Annotated in this window: 22 protein-coding genes and 2 pseudogenes; 15 read left to right on the forward strand and 9 right to left on the reverse strand. The window is 40.4% G+C overall.

Annotation, left to right across the window (positions count from 1 at the left end):
• Positions 1-106 precede the first annotated feature (106 nt).
• The 4 genes from IM485_RS00685 to IM485_RS00700 all read right to left on the reverse strand — a co-directional run bounded on the left by IM485_RS00685 (position 107) and on the right by IM485_RS00700 (position 3270).
• Positions 107-886 carry an ABC transporter ATP-binding protein gene (locus IM485_RS00685; protein ID WP_287740535.1) on the reverse strand — a complete coding sequence of 260 codons (780 nt, stop codon included), beginning with the start codon at positions 884-886 and terminating at the stop codon, positions 107-109.
• Between the two features lie 27 nt (positions 887-913).
• Positions 914-1546 carry a 2OG-Fe(II) oxygenase gene (locus IM485_RS00690; RefSeq protein WP_287740538.1) on the reverse strand — a complete coding sequence of 211 codons (633 nt, stop codon included), beginning with the start codon at positions 1544-1546 and terminating at the stop codon, positions 914-916.
• Positions 1547-1768: 222 nt separating this feature from the next.
• Positions 1769-2707 carry a DNA-methyltransferase gene (locus IM485_RS00695; protein WP_002737308.1) on the reverse strand — a complete coding sequence of 313 codons (939 nt, stop codon included), beginning with the start codon at positions 2705-2707 and terminating at the stop codon, positions 1769-1771.
• Complete coding sequence (locus tag IM485_RS00700; protein ID WP_287740541.1) at positions 2704-3270, reverse strand: restriction endonuclease; 567 nt, start codon at positions 3268-3270, stop codon at positions 2704-2706. The genes IM485_RS00695 and IM485_RS00700 overlap by 4 nt, the downstream gene beginning before the upstream one ends.
• Positions 3271-3495: 225 nt before the next feature.
• Between IM485_RS00700 and pheT the strand changes: the two genes are divergently transcribed.
• Positions 3496-5931, forward strand: coding sequence for a phenylalanine--tRNA ligase subunit beta (gene pheT / locus IM485_RS00705; protein ID WP_287740544.1), 2436 nt, complete (start codon positions 3496-3498; stop codon positions 5929-5931).
• Positions 5932-6376: 445 nt separating this feature from the next.
• Here the strand turns inward: pheT and IM485_RS00710 are convergent, their stop codons facing one another.
• On the reverse strand, positions 6377-7729 hold the full coding sequence (locus IM485_RS00710) for a helix-turn-helix domain-containing protein (RefSeq protein ID WP_287740546.1): 1353 nt from the start codon (positions 7727-7729) through the stop codon (positions 6377-6379).
• A gap of 246 nt (positions 7730-7975) precedes the next feature.
• Here IM485_RS00710 and IM485_RS00715 point away from each other — a divergent pair, with 246 nt between their 5' ends.
• The 5 genes and pseudogenes from IM485_RS00715 to IM485_RS00735 all read left to right on the forward strand — a co-directional run bounded on the left by IM485_RS00715 (position 7976) and on the right by IM485_RS00735 (position 9973).
• Positions 7976-8098, forward strand: coding sequence for a hypothetical protein (locus tag IM485_RS00715; protein ID WP_287740549.1), 123 nt, complete (start codon positions 7976-7978; stop codon positions 8096-8098).
• 79 nt (positions 8099-8177) lie between these two features.
• Positions 8178-8786, forward strand: coding sequence for a calcium-binding protein (locus IM485_RS00720; RefSeq protein ID WP_287740551.1), 609 nt, complete (start codon positions 8178-8180; stop codon positions 8784-8786).
• 165 nt (positions 8787-8951) lie between these two features.
• Positions 8952-9092 (forward strand): annotated as a pseudogene (locus IM485_RS00725) (2Fe-2S iron-sulfur cluster-binding protein); the annotation flags it as partial.
• A gap of 153 nt (positions 9093-9245) precedes the next feature.
• Positions 9246-9485, forward strand: a complete 240-nt coding sequence (locus IM485_RS00730) for a UPF0175 family protein (RefSeq protein ID WP_002754053.1) — start codon at positions 9246-9248, stop codon at positions 9483-9485.
• Between the two features lie 5 nt (positions 9486-9490).
• Positions 9491-9973, forward strand: a complete 483-nt coding sequence (locus IM485_RS00735; RefSeq protein ID WP_287740553.1) for a PIN domain-containing protein — start codon at positions 9491-9493, stop codon at positions 9971-9973.
• Between the two features lie 93 nt (positions 9974-10066).
• On the opposite strand, the gene IM485_RS00740 is transcribed toward IM485_RS00735, so the two are convergent.
• Together IM485_RS00740 and IM485_RS00745 are read right to left on the reverse strand one after the other, a co-directional pair.
• On the reverse strand, positions 10067-10402 hold the full coding sequence (locus IM485_RS00740) for a DUF5615 family PIN-like protein (protein WP_002790889.1): 336 nt from the start codon (positions 10400-10402) through the stop codon (positions 10067-10069).
• On the reverse strand, positions 10386-10709 hold the full coding sequence (locus IM485_RS00745) for a DUF433 domain-containing protein (protein WP_002790887.1): 324 nt from the start codon (positions 10707-10709) through the stop codon (positions 10386-10388). The genes IM485_RS00740 and IM485_RS00745 overlap by 17 nt, the downstream gene beginning before the upstream one ends.
• A gap of 233 nt (positions 10710-10942) precedes the next feature.
• Here IM485_RS00745 and IM485_RS00750 point away from each other — a divergent pair, with 233 nt between their 5' ends.
• The 6 genes from IM485_RS00750 (at position 10943) to IM485_RS00775 (ending at position 13225) form a co-directional block, all read left to right on the forward strand.
• The gene (locus tag IM485_RS00750) at positions 10943-11191 is read left to right on the forward strand and encodes a DUF433 domain-containing protein (protein ID WP_002735373.1); all 249 of its coding nucleotides are present in this window, start codon (positions 10943-10945) and stop codon (positions 11189-11191) included.
• Positions 11175-11507 carry a DUF5615 family PIN-like protein gene (locus IM485_RS00755; RefSeq protein WP_012266357.1) on the forward strand — a complete coding sequence of 111 codons (333 nt, stop codon included), beginning with the start codon at positions 11175-11177 and terminating at the stop codon, positions 11505-11507. Before IM485_RS00750 ends, IM485_RS00755 begins: the two co-directional genes overlap by 17 nt.
• 203 nt (positions 11508-11710) lie before the next feature.
• Positions 11711-11974 carry a type II toxin-antitoxin system HicB family antitoxin gene (locus IM485_RS00760; protein ID WP_194033219.1) on the forward strand — a complete coding sequence of 88 codons (264 nt, stop codon included), beginning with the start codon at positions 11711-11713 and terminating at the stop codon, positions 11972-11974.
• Complete coding sequence (locus tag IM485_RS00765; protein WP_002798208.1) at positions 11967-12206, forward strand: type II toxin-antitoxin system HicA family toxin; 240 nt, start codon at positions 11967-11969, stop codon at positions 12204-12206. The genes IM485_RS00760 and IM485_RS00765 overlap by 8 nt, the downstream gene beginning before the upstream one ends.
• Before the next feature lie 395 nt (positions 12207-12601).
• On the forward strand, positions 12602-12862 hold the full coding sequence (locus tag IM485_RS00770; RefSeq protein ID WP_002757302.1) for a hypothetical protein: 261 nt from the start codon (positions 12602-12604) through the stop codon (positions 12860-12862).
• Between the two features lie 3 nt (positions 12863-12865).
• Entirely contained in the window at positions 12866-13225 is a 360-nt protein-coding gene (locus tag IM485_RS00775) for a type II toxin-antitoxin system VapC family toxin (protein ID WP_002802882.1), read from the forward strand.
• A gap of 276 nt (positions 13226-13501) precedes the next feature.
• On the opposite strand, the gene IM485_RS00780 is transcribed toward IM485_RS00775, so the two are convergent.
• Positions 13502-15922, reverse strand: a complete 2421-nt coding sequence (locus tag IM485_RS00780) for a phosphoketolase family protein (RefSeq protein WP_287740558.1) — start codon at positions 15920-15922, stop codon at positions 13502-13504.
• A gap of 719 nt (positions 15923-16641) precedes the next feature.
• Between IM485_RS00780 and gap the strand changes: the two genes are divergently transcribed.
• The 3 genes from gap (at position 16642) to ygfZ (ending at position 19346) form a co-directional block, all read left to right on the forward strand.
• Positions 16642-17676 carry a type I glyceraldehyde-3-phosphate dehydrogenase gene (gene gap / locus IM485_RS00785; RefSeq protein ID WP_287740561.1) on the forward strand — a complete coding sequence of 345 codons (1035 nt, stop codon included), beginning with the start codon at positions 16642-16644 and terminating at the stop codon, positions 17674-17676.
• 294 nt (positions 17677-17970) lie between these two features.
• Complete coding sequence (locus tag IM485_RS00790; RefSeq protein WP_002783021.1) at positions 17971-18339, forward strand: hypothetical protein; 369 nt, start codon at positions 17971-17973, stop codon at positions 18337-18339.
• Entirely contained in the window at positions 18336-19346 is a 1011-nt protein-coding gene (gene ygfZ / locus IM485_RS00795; RefSeq protein WP_287740565.1) for a CAF17-like 4Fe-4S cluster assembly/insertion protein YgfZ, read from the forward strand. The genes IM485_RS00790 and ygfZ overlap by 4 nt, the downstream gene beginning before the upstream one ends.
• 16 nt (positions 19347-19362) lie before the next feature.
• Here the strand turns inward: ygfZ and IM485_RS00800 are convergent.
• Positions 19363-19544, reverse strand: a pseudogene (locus tag IM485_RS00800) (RNA-guided endonuclease InsQ/TnpB family protein); the annotation flags it as partial.

Raw genomic sequence — 19544 nt, forward strand, 5'->3', positions numbered from 1 at the left:
CACACCCCACACCCCACACCCCACACCCCACATCCCATCACCCCACACCCCACACCCCACACCCCACACCCCACATCCCATCACCCCACTTCCCTCAATTGACTGATCACTGAATTGGTCCATCGATACTGCCGGTAAAAAATTGCTTGAGTACGGGGATTTCGGAGTGATAAGCCTCTTGAGTCGGTCCAACCCATTGAAATTGACCTTTATAGAGAAAAACGATGCGATCGGTGGTATTTTCGATGGTGCTGTGGACGTGGGTGACAATGAGATGGGCCCCACAGGCTTTTTTTACTTTGAGAAGTTCCATAATTACCGTCTGGATGCGGGTAGAAGCGACGGGATCCAGTCCGGCAGTGGGTTCATCGTAAAGGAGAATGTTCGATCGATCGGCGGCGATCGAGGGATCGCTGATAATTGCTCTGGCTAAACTGACCCGTTTTCGCATCCCTCCGGATATTTCAGCTGGATAGAGGTCGTAGGAACCAGACATACCCACTAAATCGAGTTTTTCTTCCACTAAATCGCGAATTTCGGCTCGTTTTAGCTTTGAGTGGCGATAGAGAGCAAAACCGACATTTTCCCCGACGGTGAGGGAGTCAAAAAGGGCCGATTGCTGGAAAACTAGACCAACACCGAGGGGATCTTCCCCCTGTTCTACGGTTCTCTGCCGTTTTGTGCCGTAGATGTACACTTCTCCCCGATCGGGGGCCAGTAATCCGGCGACTAAGCGTAAAATGGTCGATTTTCCCGTCCCGGATGGACCGATCACGCCGATCGCTTCCCCTTCGTACACTTTCAGATCGACGTTATTTAAGATTACTTTCTTGCCGAAAGCTTTGGTCACTCCCCTTAATTCGACGATCGGTTCGCGCATCACCATCTAGAATATCTTTACAAAAATGCCCTTTTATTGTAGGGCAACGACCCGATCTTTCTTTTTTTTCTTTTCTGGTTTTATGGTTCGCGATTCTATCTGCATTTCGGGAATATCTCGCAATTCTTCGGCATCTAAACGATATTGTTCGCAGACAAGACTCAGACGAATACCAGAACAGCTAACGGGATTAACTGAATGGGTGAGATCTCCTTGAAAGAGGATCAGGGTGTTAGTACAAGGACGAATCTGGGCCACGGAACGATTGCCTGTTGCTAGTACCAGTTCCCCCCCTTGAATATCTTTAGGAACCTGCACATAAAGGACGCTAACTAGGAGCGGGGGATCGATTGTTTTACAATAGGAGCGCAGGGAGCGATCGATATGGGGATCGACGCGTGAACCGGTTTGTAGGAGTAAGGGGTTAAGATAAAAAGCGTTGCAGTCAGCTTGTAAACTGCGATCGAGATAGGGTTTAAAATAGGGAAACATTCGTTCGACTTCGCTGATTTGTGTGCGTCGAAAAGCGATAGAAAAGCCTTTGGTTTTAACGAAATCTCGATTTAAATTGTTAACTGTGAAGTGGGGACAAGCGAGAATCTGTCCTTGTAGTTCGCTCAGATAACTGGGAGTGAAAGCGTCGGGATATTGGGAATAGTAAGGCACGGATAGAATCGCAACGGTATGGCAATCTTTAGGATAGCTTGTTTTTAGGGGAGATGGGGATAATTTTCCCAGAAGTGTTCTGTCTGTGTGTACTTTAAGATAAGAGTTATTAAGAATGATGTTCTGATCGAAAGCTTGACTAACTCTCCTTAATTCTCCGAGGGATTTATTGTCGAGCCGATTTTCTACCCTAGCGGTTGTTATTGTTAACTTTTTGATTGACTAATCAAATACCTCAAATTCTTGTCCGATCTTGCCAAAATATTCCCCCAAACGTTGTTGAATGATATCAATATACTGATCTTCAATTTCAATACCAATAGTCTGATAACCTAATTCTAGAGCGGCAATTAAAGTTGTACCCGTTCCGGCAAAAGGATCGAGAACTATATGACTGTTATCCTGTGGTAGAAATAACTCGAGCAGTTTTCTAATCAATGATAAAGGTTTAATCGTACAATGCTCATCAAAATTTTCATCCCGTCCTTTAGAAAAGCCCTCTAAAATATTGGATTGAAAAGAGCCGTCACTTAGTATAGCTTTGAAGGGACCTAATCCAGTCATTTGTATAGTTTCAATATAATTGTTTTTTAGAGGCTTCTGCACAATAACTATAGCTTCCCATTCATTTCTCAAGCAAGTATGCCAACCTTGCCATTGTTGAGCATTAGTGTCACCAATTTTGTCAAGTTTTTTCTCAATATTTAATCCTTTGGGAATGCCTGAATGTCGTCTATAAACCAGCACATCTCTAGCATAAAAACCGGCATTTTCAAGAGCAATCTGAATATGAGCTAGTGTTCTTGTGCTACTAAAAACAGCGACAACAGCCCCCCTTTTACAAACACGCATTAGTTCCTTTGACCAATCTGTTGCCCATTCAATATAATTGACCACATTTTCGCGATTGCGTTGATACCAACGCTCATTGCGAACCCCACCAGCTAACCCACTTCCATAGGGAATATTTTTTACCAGTGTGGAACTGTTTTGAATGCGTTCTCTGCGTCTTTGGATTTCATCATGATCCCAATTTCTGCCAATGAACTCATAATTATAGGGTGGATCTGTGATCACACAAGATATACTAGATTCTTCTAGTAAAGTGAGAAGTTCTCTACAATCACCGTGCAGAAGTTGCCATCTTTTTGAGATATTCATCGGGCAATATAAAACTCCTGTGTTTCAGAAAATTTATCAAAAGCTTTCAGCAAATCGAACCCACTGCGCTCAAGTATATAATCAAAACTTTGTTGGCTCTGCAAAACAGTCCAGCCACTCAGATGACAAGCTTTAATCGCTGCTGGTAAGTTATCCTCTCGCACAATCAGTAAAATAGGTCTAAGTCCTCTTTCCTGTAATAGTTTTCCATACTGTTTAAACTTTTTAAGTGTACCAGAATCTCCCGAACCAATTCTATATTTAGTATCAATGGCATCTCTACCTAAAATGCAGTCACAAGGTTGATCATCTGCAATCTTTAAAGCCGGTTGATAATCTAAACAATTAGCCTTAAAAACTTCTGTCACCAGACGTTGCCAACACATTCCTAGTTCCCTGCCCCAATACTGGCGATTTTCCCTTTTTAAACTAGGAGTAATTCCAAATACCCTCATAAGCGAATCATAATCATCATTTTCTTCTCCATAGATTTTGTCACTAAAAGAACTTTGGTATTGTCTCAAAATTCCCTTGAGTAGGTTTTCTATTTGATCGTGTGGCATCAATAATCCTTTTTGATATAGATAGCTAACTACTGATTATCTCCCCAAATTATCGGTAATCTGTTCAAAGATAATATCACCCTTGGCCAAGGAAAATGAGCGGTTATTTACACAGGCCTTCCATCTTGCCCCTAATATTTTAACAGCCGATCGGCCCTAATCTCTAAATCATTGACTACCCACGGTTTACAATAGTTAAGAACCAACGGCAAGCAAGAATTAACGATGCGGATTTCGATCAACTGGTTACGAGAATTAGTCAAAATAGCCCAATCTCCCCAAGAATTAGCCGAATTATTGACAATTGCGGGAATAGAAGTGGAAGAGATCGAGGATCGCCGAGAATGGGCAAAGGGTGTGGTTATTGGTAAAATTATCGATCGCCAACCCCATCCCAATGCGGATAAATTAAGTGTCTGTCAGGTGGATATCGGTCAGGAAAACCCTAGTACAATTGTCTGTGGTGCGCCCAATGCTAGGGCTGATATTCTAGTTCCTGTGGCTACTTTGGGAACTCATTTACCAAAAATCAATTTAACGATTAAACCGGCTAAATTGCGCGGGGTAAAATCGGAAGGGATGATCTGTTCCCTCGCAGAATTAGGATTAACTAAGGATTCTGAAGGAATCCACATTTTTAGTCAGGAAAATCTCCCTTTAGGTACAGATGTTCGTCCCCTTTTAGGACTCGATGAGGTGATTTTAGATATTTCTCCCACCGCTAACCGTGCCGATGCTTTGAGTATGATCGGAGTTGCGCGAGAAGTGGCGGCTTTGACAGGAGGAGAATTAAGCCTACCAAAAGTGAAATTAGGTGAATTTTCCCCTAAAAAAGATTTAACGCTGGAAATATCAGAAAATACAGCCTGTCCTGCTTATATTGGTACGGTGATCGAGGGGGTAAAAATTGGCCCATCTCCGCTATGGTTGCAACAGCGTTTACAGGCAGCCGGACTGCGATCGATCAATAATGTGGTCGATATTACTAATTATGTACTTTTGGAGTGGGGACAACCCTTACACGCTTTCGATCGCGATCGTTTACAAAGTTTTGCCGGAGGTAAATCCGTTACTATTGGGGTCCGTTTTGCCGAGGAAGGGGAAAAAATTATTACTCTTGATGGTCAGGAAAGAAGCTTAAAAGAGCTTAATTTATTAATTACTGCCAATAATAAGCCGGTAGCTTTAGCGGGGGTGATGGGAGGTCAAGATACGGAAGTTAACGAGGAAACCGTTAATCTTGTGCTAGAGTCGGCTTTATTCGATCCGATCGCTATCCGTCGTTCCTCAAAAGCGCAGGGTTTACGCAGCGAATCTTCTGGACGCTATGAACGCGGTGTTAATCCCGCCGCTTTGGAATATGCTTGTCAAAGGGCGATCGATTTGATTCTAGAGTTAGCTGGGGGAACTGTCAGCAGTCAGGTTAAAGCTGATTATCGCGCCGATCAGTCCAGTGGTTCGATCGAATTGCGTTTAGAACGTTTGCAGCAACTACTGGGTCAAGTTACCCTAGATAACGGTGCGATCGGTGAAATTCTCGCCGAAGATGTGGAACGGATTTTAGGCAATTTAGGCTGTGAATTGCAGTTAACCTCGAAAAATCCTGTTCTGTGGACTGTGACAGTGCCAGACTACCGTTATCGGGATTTAGAACGAGAAATTGACTTAATTGAAGAAGTAGCGCGACTGTACGGATATGATCGCTTTGTCGATACTTTGCCGGCAAAAACCGCAGCCGGAGGATTATCCTTTGAGGAAACTATACAGCGTCGGCTGCGGGAAGCTTTTCGCGCAGTCGGTTTGACGGAATTAGTCCAATATTCCCTAGTTAAACCAGAATTAGCGGAAGTTGTCCTCGCTAATCCCCTTTTTGTCGAGTATTCTGCTTTGCGGACTAATCTCCTAGACGGTTTAATCGAAGCGTTTGAGTATAATCAGTCTCAGGGTAACGGTTCCTTAAATGGCTTCGAGATCGGGCGAGTTTTCCGCTTAGAATCGGATAATATCAACGAATACGATGCAATTGCCGGTATTTTTGGCGGTGATTTCTTCCCGGCCGGACGTTGGCTGCGATCGGGTAAAGAGGTGGCCATGACTTGGTATGAAGCAAAAGGCATTTTAGAAGCAGTATTCGATCGCCTTTCGCTGACAGTAAGCTACGAAAAAGATGCCGAAGATGCGCGTTTTCATCCCGGACGAACAGCATCTTTATGGATTGGTAAACAACGACTAGGAATTTTTGGTCAACTACACCCGCAATTGCGTCAGCAAAAGGGATTAATTGAGGCAGTTTATGCCTTTGAAATCCAGTTCCCGATCCTGTTAGCAACTCTTAGCGATAGTGCCAAAATTACCCCGCGTTTACAGGTCTATTCTACCTATCCGGGGGCGGCGCGAGATATCGCCTTCTTTGTTTCCACAGATATACCCGTAGATAGATTGACAAAAACTATCAAAAATGCTGGGGGAACTCTTTTAGAAAAAGTCGAATTATTTGATCGCTATCAGGGGCAGAATGTACCAGAAAATCATTGTAGTTTGGCCTTTAGTTTAGTCTATCGTGCCAGCGATCGAACTTTAACCGATGAAGAGGTGGAACCCTTAATGACAAAAGTGCGAGAAGCTTTAGTTAAACAGTTCCAAGTTTCTTTAAGAAGTTAAATTCAGCGATCAATTATCAGTTATCAGACATCGACTTTATAAGTAGGTAGGCGTTAAAAATTATCAGATGCCCCCCTTATCAAGGGAGATCCCCCCGCCTACCGGCACCCCCCTTATCAAGAGGGGCAGGGGGGATCGGCACCCCCCTTATCAAGGGAGATCCCCCCGCCTACCGGCACCCCCCTTATCAAGGGGGGCAGGGGGGATCAAACCCCCCTTATTAAGGGAGATCCCCCCGCCTACCGGCACCCCCCTTATCAAGGGGGGCAGGGGGGATCAAACCTAAAATCCATTTTTAATTTAATTATAACCAGCCATTTATTATCTCAAGAATAATCTCACACATCGCTATCAATATCGCTGATTGCCTCTAATTGTTACCAATCAGTTTAAGAGGTTGGAAGGGTTCTTTTTCAGACTCGATCTCCTCTAAGAAATATTACAATCAATCACTTTTGATATACGCTTTAAAAATAGATGATAATTGAAATCGGTTTTGCTCCCTTTGAATTAAATAACGTTGTTGCAAGGATTGTAAACCATTGATTAAATCACTAGCAGATAAATCTAGGTTATTTTTTAACTCCTCTCTAGATAAAGGTTGATCAACTTTACTTAATTCTAAGGCGATTTGTTGGGCAAGGGGAGAACAGCGACCAAAAATTTGTTTTAAATGAGACTGCATTTTTTTTGTAATAACTAAGCTATTTTCTGCCAAGAAATCGTTAACCTTGCCATCAAAAACATCTTTAATCAAAACGGCAATATCGGTTAAATAAAAAGGATTACCTTCGTATAATTGAATTAATTCTAACCATCTTTCCCCATCTTGTAAACCTTTATTTTCAAGAAAATCAATCGCTTCAAATCCTGATAATTCTAAGCATTGAATAGGAGAATTTTCTTGATTAAGATAGTTCATTTCCGCCGATTTTTCTTGACTAATGAGAATAAAATGGCTCTGGTGTTGGATTTCTGCAATCAGTTTTAAAAAATGTTGATAACTACTATATTCAGGTTGATAATTACCCGCCATTTGACCAACAGCAAAAAGATTTTGAAAATCATCTAAGACGATTAAACATTTATGATTGCTTAGAACTTCTAACAATTGCTGGATTTTATTATCGGTGCTTTCTTTCGGTTCTTTTTGGCAAGTATTCAATAAATCATTTAGCCATAAATCTAAAGACTTAGGAAATTTTAAACTTTTCCAAATCACCACTTCAAATTGTTCTAAATTGAGATCAATAAATCTTTTAACTAGGGTGGTTTTTCCTATTCCCCATAATCCCAAAACAGCAATTAAGCGAGTATTTTGCTTAAACACCCAGTTCGAGATTGTTGCCAGTTCATTTTCTCGATCGTAAAAATCAATAATTTGGGGAGCAAGGGTTAGATCATGATAGATTGATTCAGATTGAGAGTTATTATTACTATTTAAGTCATTTTCGTTATACAATCTTGTATTTTCTGTAGGACAGAATTGGTTATGATTACTATTGACATTATAAATTACACAAGAATTTTCTGAAGATTTAATGTAAACTCTTTCTAAGACAGAACGGGAAGTAGATTTTTTTATATCTTTTTCTAAAACCTCTGATAAAAGCTTCCATAATTTAGCACCTTCCTCTCTAATATGACTCTCACTGCGGTGATATTCGTTACCTATTTCTTGATAACTCTGTCCTTGCCAACTCCCTTCAAAAATAGCCTTCTGGATAGTATTTAGCGGCTTTTTATCTCGCTCAATAAGGCGTTCGTCAATCAGTTGTAAGACTTCCGTGATATTCATACAATCGACACAGCAAAAGACTTTTGGGTATTATAGCCCAACTAAATCCCACTTTTTCCAATTTTCAGAAAAATTTACCCGACAAAACTCCCGATAAAATCCGATGTTTAGGGGTTGTCACTTTTTGAAAGCGTTTGACATGATGGAATGTAGTTAAGCAAAACAGACCTAAAACTAACCATATCTAACTCAGCGACGCTAGTTCTAAGTATTATTGCTTATGTTTCAGTTTAACGTAGGTATTTTATGACGAAGTTCGTTTCAGACAAATATGCGCTCGATTCTAAAAAATCAGAAGCTAAGGCAAAAATCGTCATGATCCTTAACCCAACCTGCAAGATCGGCGATCGCTCTAACTTACGCAATTAGCAGTGGAATATAGACGGATGTCTTTATTTCAAGTTCTAGTCAAATGCAACAAATCTACTAAATTTTTGAGGAATTAAAAATGGCTTTTCTTTTTGGCAACAATTTGAACAATTTTCTTGCTGGTTATTCAGATGATGATTACATCTTTGGATACGGCGGTGATGATTATCTTGTCGGTAATGGAGGCAATGACGAAATTTATGGAGGCTCGGGTAATGATGATGTTCGAGGCGGCGATGGTAATGACAGATTATATGGAGACGATGGAAATGACAGTCTGTATGGAGGCACTGGTAATGATTATCTGAATGGAGGATCAGGCAATGACTTACTGGTTGGAGGAACAGGACCGGATACATTAACTGGTGGGATTGGACGTGATAGTTTTTACTTTTCATCTCTCAGTGATGGAATTGATCAAATTACTGATTTTTCTGTCTTTGATGACAAAATCTCTGTTCGTAATGTTAACTTCGGATTATCTCTTGGTTCAATTTCTAGTAGTTTGTTTAGAATTGGTAGTATGGCAAATACTTCCTCTCAACGTTTTATTTATAATAGTTCTACTGGTGCGCTATTCTTCGATCCAGACGGATCAGGAAGTATTGCTCAAACACAATTTGCTACACTCAGTCGAGGTTTAGCATTGACTTCAGCAAATTTTGTAGTACAAAACTTATTTGTCTAAACGGCAAATCATCTAGCTCGAACGCAAATGGGGAGCATCTCACCTTTGTAACCCCTAAATCAGGTTTTTATGTCAAGCTATTTTGAAAGCCTTGCTAGAAAACAGTTTTCGGCATAAGTATAATTACTCACTTGCATAAATAAGTGCGAGCGCCGATCTGGTAGGTTAGTTTCTGGTAGTGTAGATCAATCAGATCAATCTTTCTTAGATGATGATCAAATAGACGATGGTTATGTATTGCTTTGTGTTGCTTATCCTACTTCTAATTGTGTCATTGAAACTGATAAAGAGGAATATCTTTATTAGTGCGATCGCTTTTTTATCGGGTGCATTAACAGAGTATAATGCGCCTTATTTGTTGTCTATAATTTAAAAGATTGAGATAAGGGCAGTTTGTTGGGTTGATTTTGCGTTAAAATTAAGTTAGATATGTCTTAATTGATGAAACTTAGCAAGACAATGAATACTTCGATTACTTTTCAAGAAATTGCCGCCGAAATACAATTATTTGATAATATTGAACAAAAAGAACAATTTATTTTTGTGGTGGGTGCTTTAGTTTCTCGCATCATCAGTCTTCATAAAGCCGCAGAAATCATGGAAATGGATACAGAAATGTTCTTGAAAATTTTAGAATTAATGGGAATCGATTTTTCTTATCTTACTACAGAAGACATAGATAGAGAAAAAAAATGGTAATCTCTATGAAAATTGTTTTCAATTCTTCCCCTTTAATCTTTTTGTCTCAGTTAGGATTTTTAGAAAAATCCCTAGATTCTAATGATAATTTTTATTTGCCTGCAACCGTACAACAAGAAATTAATGCCAAACAAGATCAATCTTCAGAGACTCTTAATAAGCTGATCAATCAACAGAAATTAATTATCCTAAATATTAAATTAATCTCTCTAGCAAATAGTTTAAATGAACGTTTAGGGAAAGGTGAATCTGATGCCATTACTTTAGGAATAGAATTACAAACTGATTATATCATCCTTGATGACTTTGCAGCAAGAAAAGAAGCACTACGCTTAGGCTTAAATGTTAAAGGAACTTTAGCGATTATTCGTAAACTTCTCAAAGAAGGAAAGATAGAAATTGAAAATTTGGAGAGTTTTTATCAAAGACTTAGAGAAATTAACTTTAGAGTCAAGCGTGAGATATTTGAGAGCATTTTTGGAGACTGAGTGTGATACTGAAGGCACTGCGTAGCAGCACGCTTATTTTGTCGGCTGCATTAACAAAGCATAATGCGCCTTATTTATTATTGTGTCTAATCTTTACAAAAACTCAATCTTTTTATACATATATTGAGGTTCTAAACATTCCCAAATTAAGACTAAATCACTGATAATTTTTCCAATTGGCTGACGTTGTTGGCGAGTGTAAATAATGCCACAATGTTCAATACCTGTAGAGGCCAAACTAAGAAAATCATCATCAAAAGTAAAAATGACTCGTTGTTGGGACAAAGCATAAGCTAGTTGTCTTTCATCAGATGCACCAATTAGACCCTCTTCTGGGGATGTTGTGACATCAACTCCCCGCATTCTCAAGCCGTTTGCAATAGCATTACTAACACTTTCATCCAGATGAAATTTAATCTTGACTGGCATTTTCACCCTGTAATATTTTCTCAATTAAAGATGGTTTGTTTCCTTGTAGTTGTTTAGCAAAAGTTTCTCCTGCTTCAATTTGTCGTCTAATTTCTTCTCGATTGTCATGGTAATAGGTCAAGGCCGCATAAACATCTGCTAGGGTAATAGTAGGATGGTGATAAATAATTTCATCTGGTGACATTCCCATTCTTTCATGCCAAATTACAATATCTTGAACTTTAATTCGATGTCCAGCAATACGAGGTTTTCCGCCACAGATACCAGAAGTGATTTCAATATGTTGTGAGATAACTAAAGATGACATAATTACTTGCCAATAAGATCAATCAATCCTTGTTATTATACCATTTTTTCCCAGTAAGGCAACATCAGTGCGATCGCCGCTCTTTTAGAGTGGATTAAGGTAGTGTAATGCAGCTTATTGATAATAGAATTTTTGAAACCTAAAAGTCGAGGGCTTTGGTTTTAAGATTTATCAAGCTTAAAGTACAATTAACATTAAGCTATAATAATCATTAGTCAACAACAATTATTACTATGTCTTTTGCAGCTAAATATCGAGATCGGATTGTGATTAACCCAGACATTCGCAGTGGCAAACCTTGCATTGTCAATACTCGTATTGCAGTAGCAGATATTTTTGATTATCTAGGAGGAGGGATGACTATTGAAGAAATATTAGATGATTTCCCCGATCTTACCTTAGAAGATATACAAGCCTGTTTTGCATTTGCCGCCGAGCGGGATCGTCGTTTAATGGTTATTCCCTATGAAACTGCTATTTGACGAAAACTTATCACCTAAACTACCTCTGTTACTGGTATCACATTTTCCCGATAGCGCTCATGTTAGAGATTGTAGCCTAAAAGGGTTTCCCGATCAAAGGATTTGGGAATATGCGCGTATCAATGGATTTATAATTGTCTCGAAAGATGCTGATTTTTATCAACGGAGTTTGTTGTATGGCCAACCTCCAAAGTTCATCTGGTTGAGGATTGGAAATTGTACCACTTATCATCTAATCAGTCTTATTTTAAAACATAAACAAGCTATTAAGAGATTTAGCGATAATTCTACCGAGTCAGTTTTAGTAATTGCATAATCATATATTATCCTAAGTGATCGCTTTTCTGATCGGGTGCATTAACAAATTATAATGCGCCTTATTTATTGTCTATTGATGAAATGATCCAAAGACGTTAATTTAAAAGATTGAGGCAAGGCAGTTTGTTGGGTTGGTCTTGTGTTAAAATTAAACTGGAGTAAATTCTAATCCCCGATTAAAATTTCAACGGAACAATCACCATGAACTTTTATACCGTTATTCTGAGAAAAAGTGCAGACTATTGGGTTTCATTATGTCTTGAAAATGGATTAGTTGGACAAGGAGAAACTCAGGAAAAAGCTATTGAGAAACTAAAAGAAGCGATTGAATCTTTTTGGGAGATTTATCGTGATCAAGCCAATATATATACCAGTCCTATTCCTATAGACGAACTTCATGAATTTTTAACTGTGGGAGATTCTGAAACTCCCGAAACTTACGAACTCAGAAAAGTTTATGCCTAAAAATATTCCTTCTCTTAAACCCAAAGCACTAATCAAAATTCTTGAAAAAGGAGGCTGTCAATTTTATCGAGAAGGAAAAGGTGATCATCGTTTATATTGTAGAGTATTGTATAATCAACGTCGAATCGTTCCTATCGATATAGGTGCAAAAGAAATGTCCCCTGCTTATGTTTTACGAATTTTTAGACAATTTGGTTTTACAGATGAAGAAATAGAACATTTATTAAAATAGATGATTGAATGCGTTTTTTCAAACGAAGAAATTATCTATTCTAGTACACTTTATCTTAATTTTATTTCCAAGAGCTAAAATAAAGCTAAAGCTAGTTTTTTAAGTTACATTAACACAAGAGTAAAACCCTCGATTGCTTGTTATAAATTGATTTAATGATTAATTTTCACCCAGTCATCGTCGATAAATTAGCCTGCCTTAAAAACAGGTAAAGTGACTATCACCATTTTGCGTAATTTTTCGCTCTGGTAATGAACTTTTGATTATGAAATGATCCAAAGACGTTAATTTAAAATATTGAGTTCAGGGGAGTTTGTTGGGTTGGTCTTGTGTTAAAATTGGGTTAGGGCTAGTCTGAATCATTTATCCTGTATCATTTAACGGCGGAGAAAACTATGGTAAAAACCTTTAAAGCAATTTTGAAAAATAATACCCTTCAATGGCTTGATGAAACCCCTGAAATCAACTCCGAATATCCTGTTAATGTTTATATTACCTTACTAGAAGAAAATATTATTGGTGAAAATCGATCTAACGGTCAAAAAATGGCCAATGCTTTGAAAAAAATTGCTAATAATAATACTTTTACTGATGTTGATACCCAACAGTGGCAACAACAAAATCGGTGCGATCGCTCTCTTCCTGATCGGGATTAAATCATGTTATTAGATAGTAATATTATTATCTATGCCGCTCAATTGGAAAATGAGTTTCTCCGGGAGTTTATTGCAGAAAATTCTCCTTATGTATCTGCTTTATCCTATCTGGAAGTTTTAGGCTACCATCGGTTAACTCATCAGGATAAAGTCTATTTTGAAGAATTTTTTAATGCTTCTCAAATTTTACCCATCTCTCAACCTGTAATTAACCAAGCAGTAACTTTAAAACAAATCAGAAAGATGTCCTTAGGAGATGCCATTATTGCGGGAACAGCTTTCGTTTATAATTTAACAATTGTAACTCGCAATATTGATGATTTTAATTGGATCAGTAAATTAAATCTAATTAGGGTTTGCTGAATAAGTACGGGCGAAGCATTCGGATAGAAAATCTACCTTTTCACCGATAGGTTATTGTCCGAATGCTTCGCCCCTACAGGACGCGGGCCGATGAAGACGCAAGGTTTTGAACGAAGATTCTCTCAAAATCTTTCACCTGATTGTCCAATTGTCAACAGCTTTTGAGATACTCTCACCCTGTAGAAAATCAAGAATATTTTATTTAGGTGGAATAGGAAGATGAAATTTATCGATAAACTAATAAATTATCATCACCTAAACCACTTTCTAGCCTAATTAATAGGGCCATTTCCAGTTAGTAATCTCGTCCTTATCGATGCCATTGGTAAAAGCATAATCGAGATTATCGATAATAGCATTTTTCATCCGTTCTTTCACATGACCGGCAGCAGAACCTAATTTCGGCACGCGATCAATCACATCTATTACTAAATGAAAACGATCAACTTGGTTACGAATCGCTAATTCTAGGGGAGTATTAATATTCCCTTCTTCTTTGTAACCGCGCACATGAATACGTTCCTGATTACTGCGACGGTAGGTAAGTTTATGAATCAGCCAAGGATAACCGTGGAAATTAAAAATAATTGGCTTATCAGGGGTAAATAAACTATCAAAATCCCGTTCCGATAAACCGTGGGGGTGTTCACTTTCAGACTGTAATTTAAACAGATCAACCACGTTGATAAAGCGAACTTTTAAGTAAGGGAATTCCTCCCGCAGAATTGCCGTTGCTGCTAAAGATTCTTTAGTGATAATATCCCCACAGCAAGCCATAATTACATCTGGTTCATCGGGATTAGTTCCATCATCATCGTTACTTGCCCAATCCCAAATACCGATACCTTTGGTGCAGTGTTTAATTGCTTCCTCGATAGTCAAGTATTGCAGGTGTTTCTGTTTATCAGCAACGATAATATTAGTGTAATCCTTGCTCTTGAGACAGTGATTAGCCACACTTAATAAACAATTCCCATCGGGGGGAAGATAAACCCGCACCACGTCGGCACTTTTATTGGTTACTAAATCGATAAAACCGGGGTCTTGGTGACTAAAACCATTGTGATCCTGCCGCCAAACCACCGAGGATAATAACAGATTCCAAGAGGAAACAGAAGCGCGCCAAGGCACATGATTTTTGCAGATATCGAGCCATTTAGCGTGTTGGTTGAACATGGAATCAATAACATGAGCAAAAGCCTCGTAGGAGTGAAATAAACCGTGACGACCGGATAATAAATAACCCTCTAACCAACCGACTAAAGTATGTTCACTCAGCATCTCCATCACCCGACCATCGGCAGATAATTGACTACCATCTAAATCCTCTGGATAGGTATCAGCTAACCAAGCTTTTTTAGTCACTTCATAGAGAGCCGCTAAACGATTAGAAGCAGTTTCATCGGGACCAAAAACGCGAAAATTAGTCATATTATTTCGCATTACATCCCGCAAAAATACCCCCATCACTCCCGTGTTTTCTGCTTCCACTTGGCCCGGGTGGGTGACATCTACGGCATACTGACGAAAATCGGGCATTTTTAGGTCTTTCCGCAGCAATCCGCCGTTAGCGTGCGGATTAGCACTCATGCGACGATGACCCCTAGGAGCGAGTTCTTTAAATTCCGGCTTAAATTTACCCGTGGTATAGTCAAATAATTCCTCCGGGTTATAGCTTTTCATCCACTCCTCTAATTTTCTCAAGTGTTCGGGGTTTTCCTGCATGGCCCCCATGGGGACTTGGTGAGCGCGCCAGAATCCTTCTACTTTATGACCATCAACCTTTTTCGGACCTGTCCAACCCTTGGGAGACCGGAGGATAATCATCGGCCAGGGGTAACGTTTAGCAATACCCGTGCTGCGAGCTTCCTGTTGATAGGAGCGAATCTGATTGATACAGTGTTCTAGGGTAGCGGCCATTTTTTGATGGCAGTGCATGAGGTCTTCATCTTCCTTACATTCGACGATGTAGGGAGTGTAACCGTAACCGACAAAGAGACTTTCTAACTCGTGCGTCGAAATACGGGAGAGAATGGTGGGATTAGCGATTTTATAACCGTTTAAGTTTAAAATTGGCAGTACCGCACCATCGCGAATCGGGTTAAGGAATTTATTCGAGTGCCATGCGGTGGCAAGGGGACCGGTTTCAGCTTCCCCATCACCCACCACCACGGCCGTAATGAGGTCGGGATTGTCAAAAACAGAACCGTAGGCATGGGAAACACTATAACCCAGTTCGCCGCCCTCATGAATAGAACCGGGGGTTTCGGGGGTGACGTGACTGCCGATGTGACCGGGAAAAGAAAATTGTTTAAAGAATTTTTGTAATCCTTCCTCGTCTTCACTTTTATCGGGGTAAATTTCCGAATAGGTTCCTTCTAGATAAACCGGACCGAGTACCCCCGGCGCTCCATGGCCAGGACCTGCCATAAAAATCACATCGAGGTCATATTTTTTGATTAAACGGTTGAGGTGAACGTAGGTAAAACTTAAGGCCGGACTTGCTCCCCAGTGACCAAGTAAACGATACTTAACGTGTTCGGGTTTAAGATGTTCTTTAAGCAGGGGATTATCGCGCAGATAAATCATACCTACAGCTAAATAGTTACAAGCGCGCCAATAGGCATGGGTTTTGTAGAGTTCATCTTGAGAAAGGGGATTTTGTTCTGTTAAGGGTCTTTCTGGTGCGGATACCATGAATATTTCTCCAATATCTATGAAGGATGAGATTAAGAGAGTTGATAGACAATTTCTCCAGATTATCGAGAGGGTTAACCCTCGGTCAGTTTTAAAACTGTAATCAAGAGTCTAACCTTTTGGGGCGCAAAAAACTATTAAAATAAGCTATATTTTGCCAATCCGGCCAGGAGAATTTATGTCAGTCGGGCGGGGTTTTTAAATGGCTTTTAAAGGAAAATTAATGTCTTCTTAACTTATAGAGCAATAAATTCTCTGAGAACTTTTTTGTCGGGAAGAGCCTAATTAGGCCTTCTCGATGCCGGTGGTGAGGACTACTAGGATAGCAAATTTATTATTTTTTATCTTTAGACCTCCTGCAAAAGTAAGTTTTAGAGCCGCTATCAGGTCAAAATATCTAAAAAAATCGGATAAATTTGACATAATCTTAGATTTTATGGATATTATAGTTATCTTTTGTCTCCTGTCTCCGTTCGGCTGAGCTCACGGCCGAAGCCTGTCTCCTGTCTCCTGTCTCCTGTCTTCTCACCTAACGAAAGATTTTTTATTTTTGCAGGAGAGCTTTTGAAGCACTGAAACTTAAAATCTTTCTATACTTCATCTAGCGATCAACAAAAGCTGATTAGCATATATAGTGATTCTCTACAGGCTAATCAATTCTCGGATTGTTTTTTCTTGATCGTGCCTAAGCTTATCGCAGCTGCAAAGGAGTTTTTTTCATGACAAAAGTAAGAGTCGCCATCAACGGATTCGGTCGTATCGGTCGCCTCGTTTTTAGGGCGGGTATCCAAAATCCTGATTTCGAGTTTGTTGGTATAAATGATCTCGTCCCCCCCGATAATATTGCCTATCTGCTCAAATACGACTCCACCCACGGACGTTTTCAGGGTACGGTAGAAGCGAAAGAAGATGGCATCGTCGTGGATGGTAAGTTTATCCCCTGTTACTCGATTAAAGACCCTGCTCAACTGCCCTGGGGTGCCACCGGGGCCGATTATGTGGTCGAGTCCACCGGTTTATTTACCACCGCCGAAGGAGCAGGAAAACACCTAGAAGCTGGGGCTAAACGGGTGGTTATCTCCGCACCCACCAAAGATCCCGACAAAATTCGTACTATTGTACTGGGCGTTAACGACAGCGAGTACGATCCCGCTAAGGATCTGATCGTCTCTAACGCTAGTTGTACCACCAATTGTTTAGCCCCGATCACCAAAGTTATTAACGATAACTTCGGACTAGCGGAAGGATTAATGACCACGGTACACTCGATGACCGCCACTCAACCCACCGTGGATGGTCCATCGAAAAAAGATTGGCGCGGTGGTCGCGGCGCTGGTCAAAATATTATCCCCTCCTCCACGGGAGCAGCCAAAGCAGTAACCCTAGTTATTCCTTCCCTAAAAGGCAAATTAACCGGTATGGCCTTCCGTGTGCCAACTCCCAACGTTTCGGCGGTGGATTTAACCTTTAAAACCGAAAAAGCCACCAGTTACGAGGAAATCTGCGCCGCTATGAAAGCCGCCAGCGAAGGTTCGATGAAAGGTATCCTCGGTTATACCGATGAGGAAGTGGTATCGAGTGACTTTATCACTGACCCCCGTTCCAGTATCTTTGATGCTAAAGCCGGCATTCAACTTAATGCCAATTTCTTTAAGGTGGTCTCTTGGTACGATAACGAGTGGGGTTATTCCTGCCGGATGTTAGACCTGATGAAAATGATGGCAGCTAAGGAAGCAACCCTAGTAACAGCCTAAATCAGTTATCAGTTATCAGTAAACAGTTATCAGTTATCAGTAACCAGTAAACAGTAACCAGTAAACAGTAACCAGTGAAAAAACAGCACTGTTAATGCCATTAGACATCCCCAAGAGTGAAACAAAATAGTTCTATGGCTGAAATGTATGTCTTTGTCTATTTAATACTGCTCACTTAATAAGTAGGTGGGTGTTAAAAATTGTCAGATCCCCCCTTATCAAGGGGGCAGGGGGGATCCCCCCACTTAATCCTCAAATCTGATAACTGATCACTGATAACTGATAACTGATTAGATGAATCCAAAATTTAAAGATATTACCGCTTGGGAACAGGCACAATTATTAATGCAACCGGCATTTATTCGGGTGCTGGATAATCTGCGTAAACAGTTAGAAAATTCCCTCTGGAAAGGAACCTATACAGAAATTCAAGATCCCTATCCCAGTTATCTGCTCTGTTTGACTTATCTCGATCGCTCCGTTACTGTAAATATTTGGGAACTTTGTTTTCAAGTCTGTTTTCTCGATTATCCCACCGATGAAGGAGAGAGCGTCACCATCGATACCAGTCTCCTCGACCCCACCGGTGAACTAGATTGGCAGAGTTTGGAAACGAAAACCGAGCGCATTATTAACCGATTATTCGCTAATTTACCTCCATGAAAGCAGATTTAGAAACGATCAAGGCAGAGTATGCCGCTAATTTTCTGAAAGATTACCACAATGATCCCCAAAATTTAGCATCCCAAACAATTTTAATCGATCGCTCCGATTGGGGTTTATTAGAATTAAAAGGCCAGGACCGACTGCGTTTTCTCCACAATCAAACCAGTAACGCTATCGATCGCCTGAAACCGGGTCAGGGTTGTGAGACAATTTTCCTTAACTCTACCGGTCGTACTCTCGATTTTGTCACAGTTTACTCTGGCGATGACTCCCTCCTCATCCTCGTTTCTCCCCAACGTCGTCAATTTTTACTGGAATTGATCGATCGCTATATTTTCCCCTTCGATAAAGTGGAAATTAGCGACTTAACCGATAATTTTGCCATTGTCACCCTAATCGGTGCTAAAAGCGGGCAATACCTGCAAAAAATCGCCATTCCAGAGCAGATTTTAACGGGGGTGCAGCATAGTCATTATCTCCTTTCTGACCCCCCCCTGAGAGTGGCCGTCGGTACCGGCTTAGATCTGCCCGGATATACTTTAATCGTTGCCGCCGCCGAAGCCGGTCCCCTCTGGGAAAATTTAATAAAAAATGGCGTTACTCCCGCAGATGAGCAGGTGTGGGAATACCTGAGAATCCATCAGGGCCGACCGGCAGTCGATCGAGAATTAACCGAAGATTATAACCCTTTAGAGGCCGGTTTGTGGCGAGCGATCGTCTTTGACAAAGGTTGTTATATTGGTCAAGAAACTATCGCCCGCCTCAACACCTATAAAGGCGTAAAACAAAGACTTTGGGGCATAAAACTCAGCCACCCCGTCCCCAGCAATACCCCGATTATTTTACAAGGGCAAAAAGTCGGCTTACTCACCAGTGTGCTGGAGGATTTTGGCTTGGGTTATGTGAAAACAAAAGCGGGAGGAGAGGGTTTAAAAGTGCAAATCGGCGAGGCAACAGGAGAATTAACCCCCTTACCCTTCCTCTCTCACGAATACCCCTGTTAGTGAACAGTAATAGTTACTAATTCTGTACGCAAATATTGCATCTAGAATTAGCTTTGTACGCTTTCACCCGTACTGGGTTAACTACGAACCTCTCTATCGGATTCCCGCTAAAGGCGGCCTCTCCGACTACCTTTCTTCCAATATTTAAGGAACCATTAATATCTGCTCCATAGAAATAACCCGACGAGCTTCTGAATA

Source organism: Microcystis sp. M169S2 (assembly GCF_020245865.1).
In the GTDB taxonomy this organism is placed as follows: Bacteria; Cyanobacteriota; Cyanobacteriia; order Cyanobacteriales; family Microcystaceae; genus Microcystis; species Microcystis ichthyoblabe_A.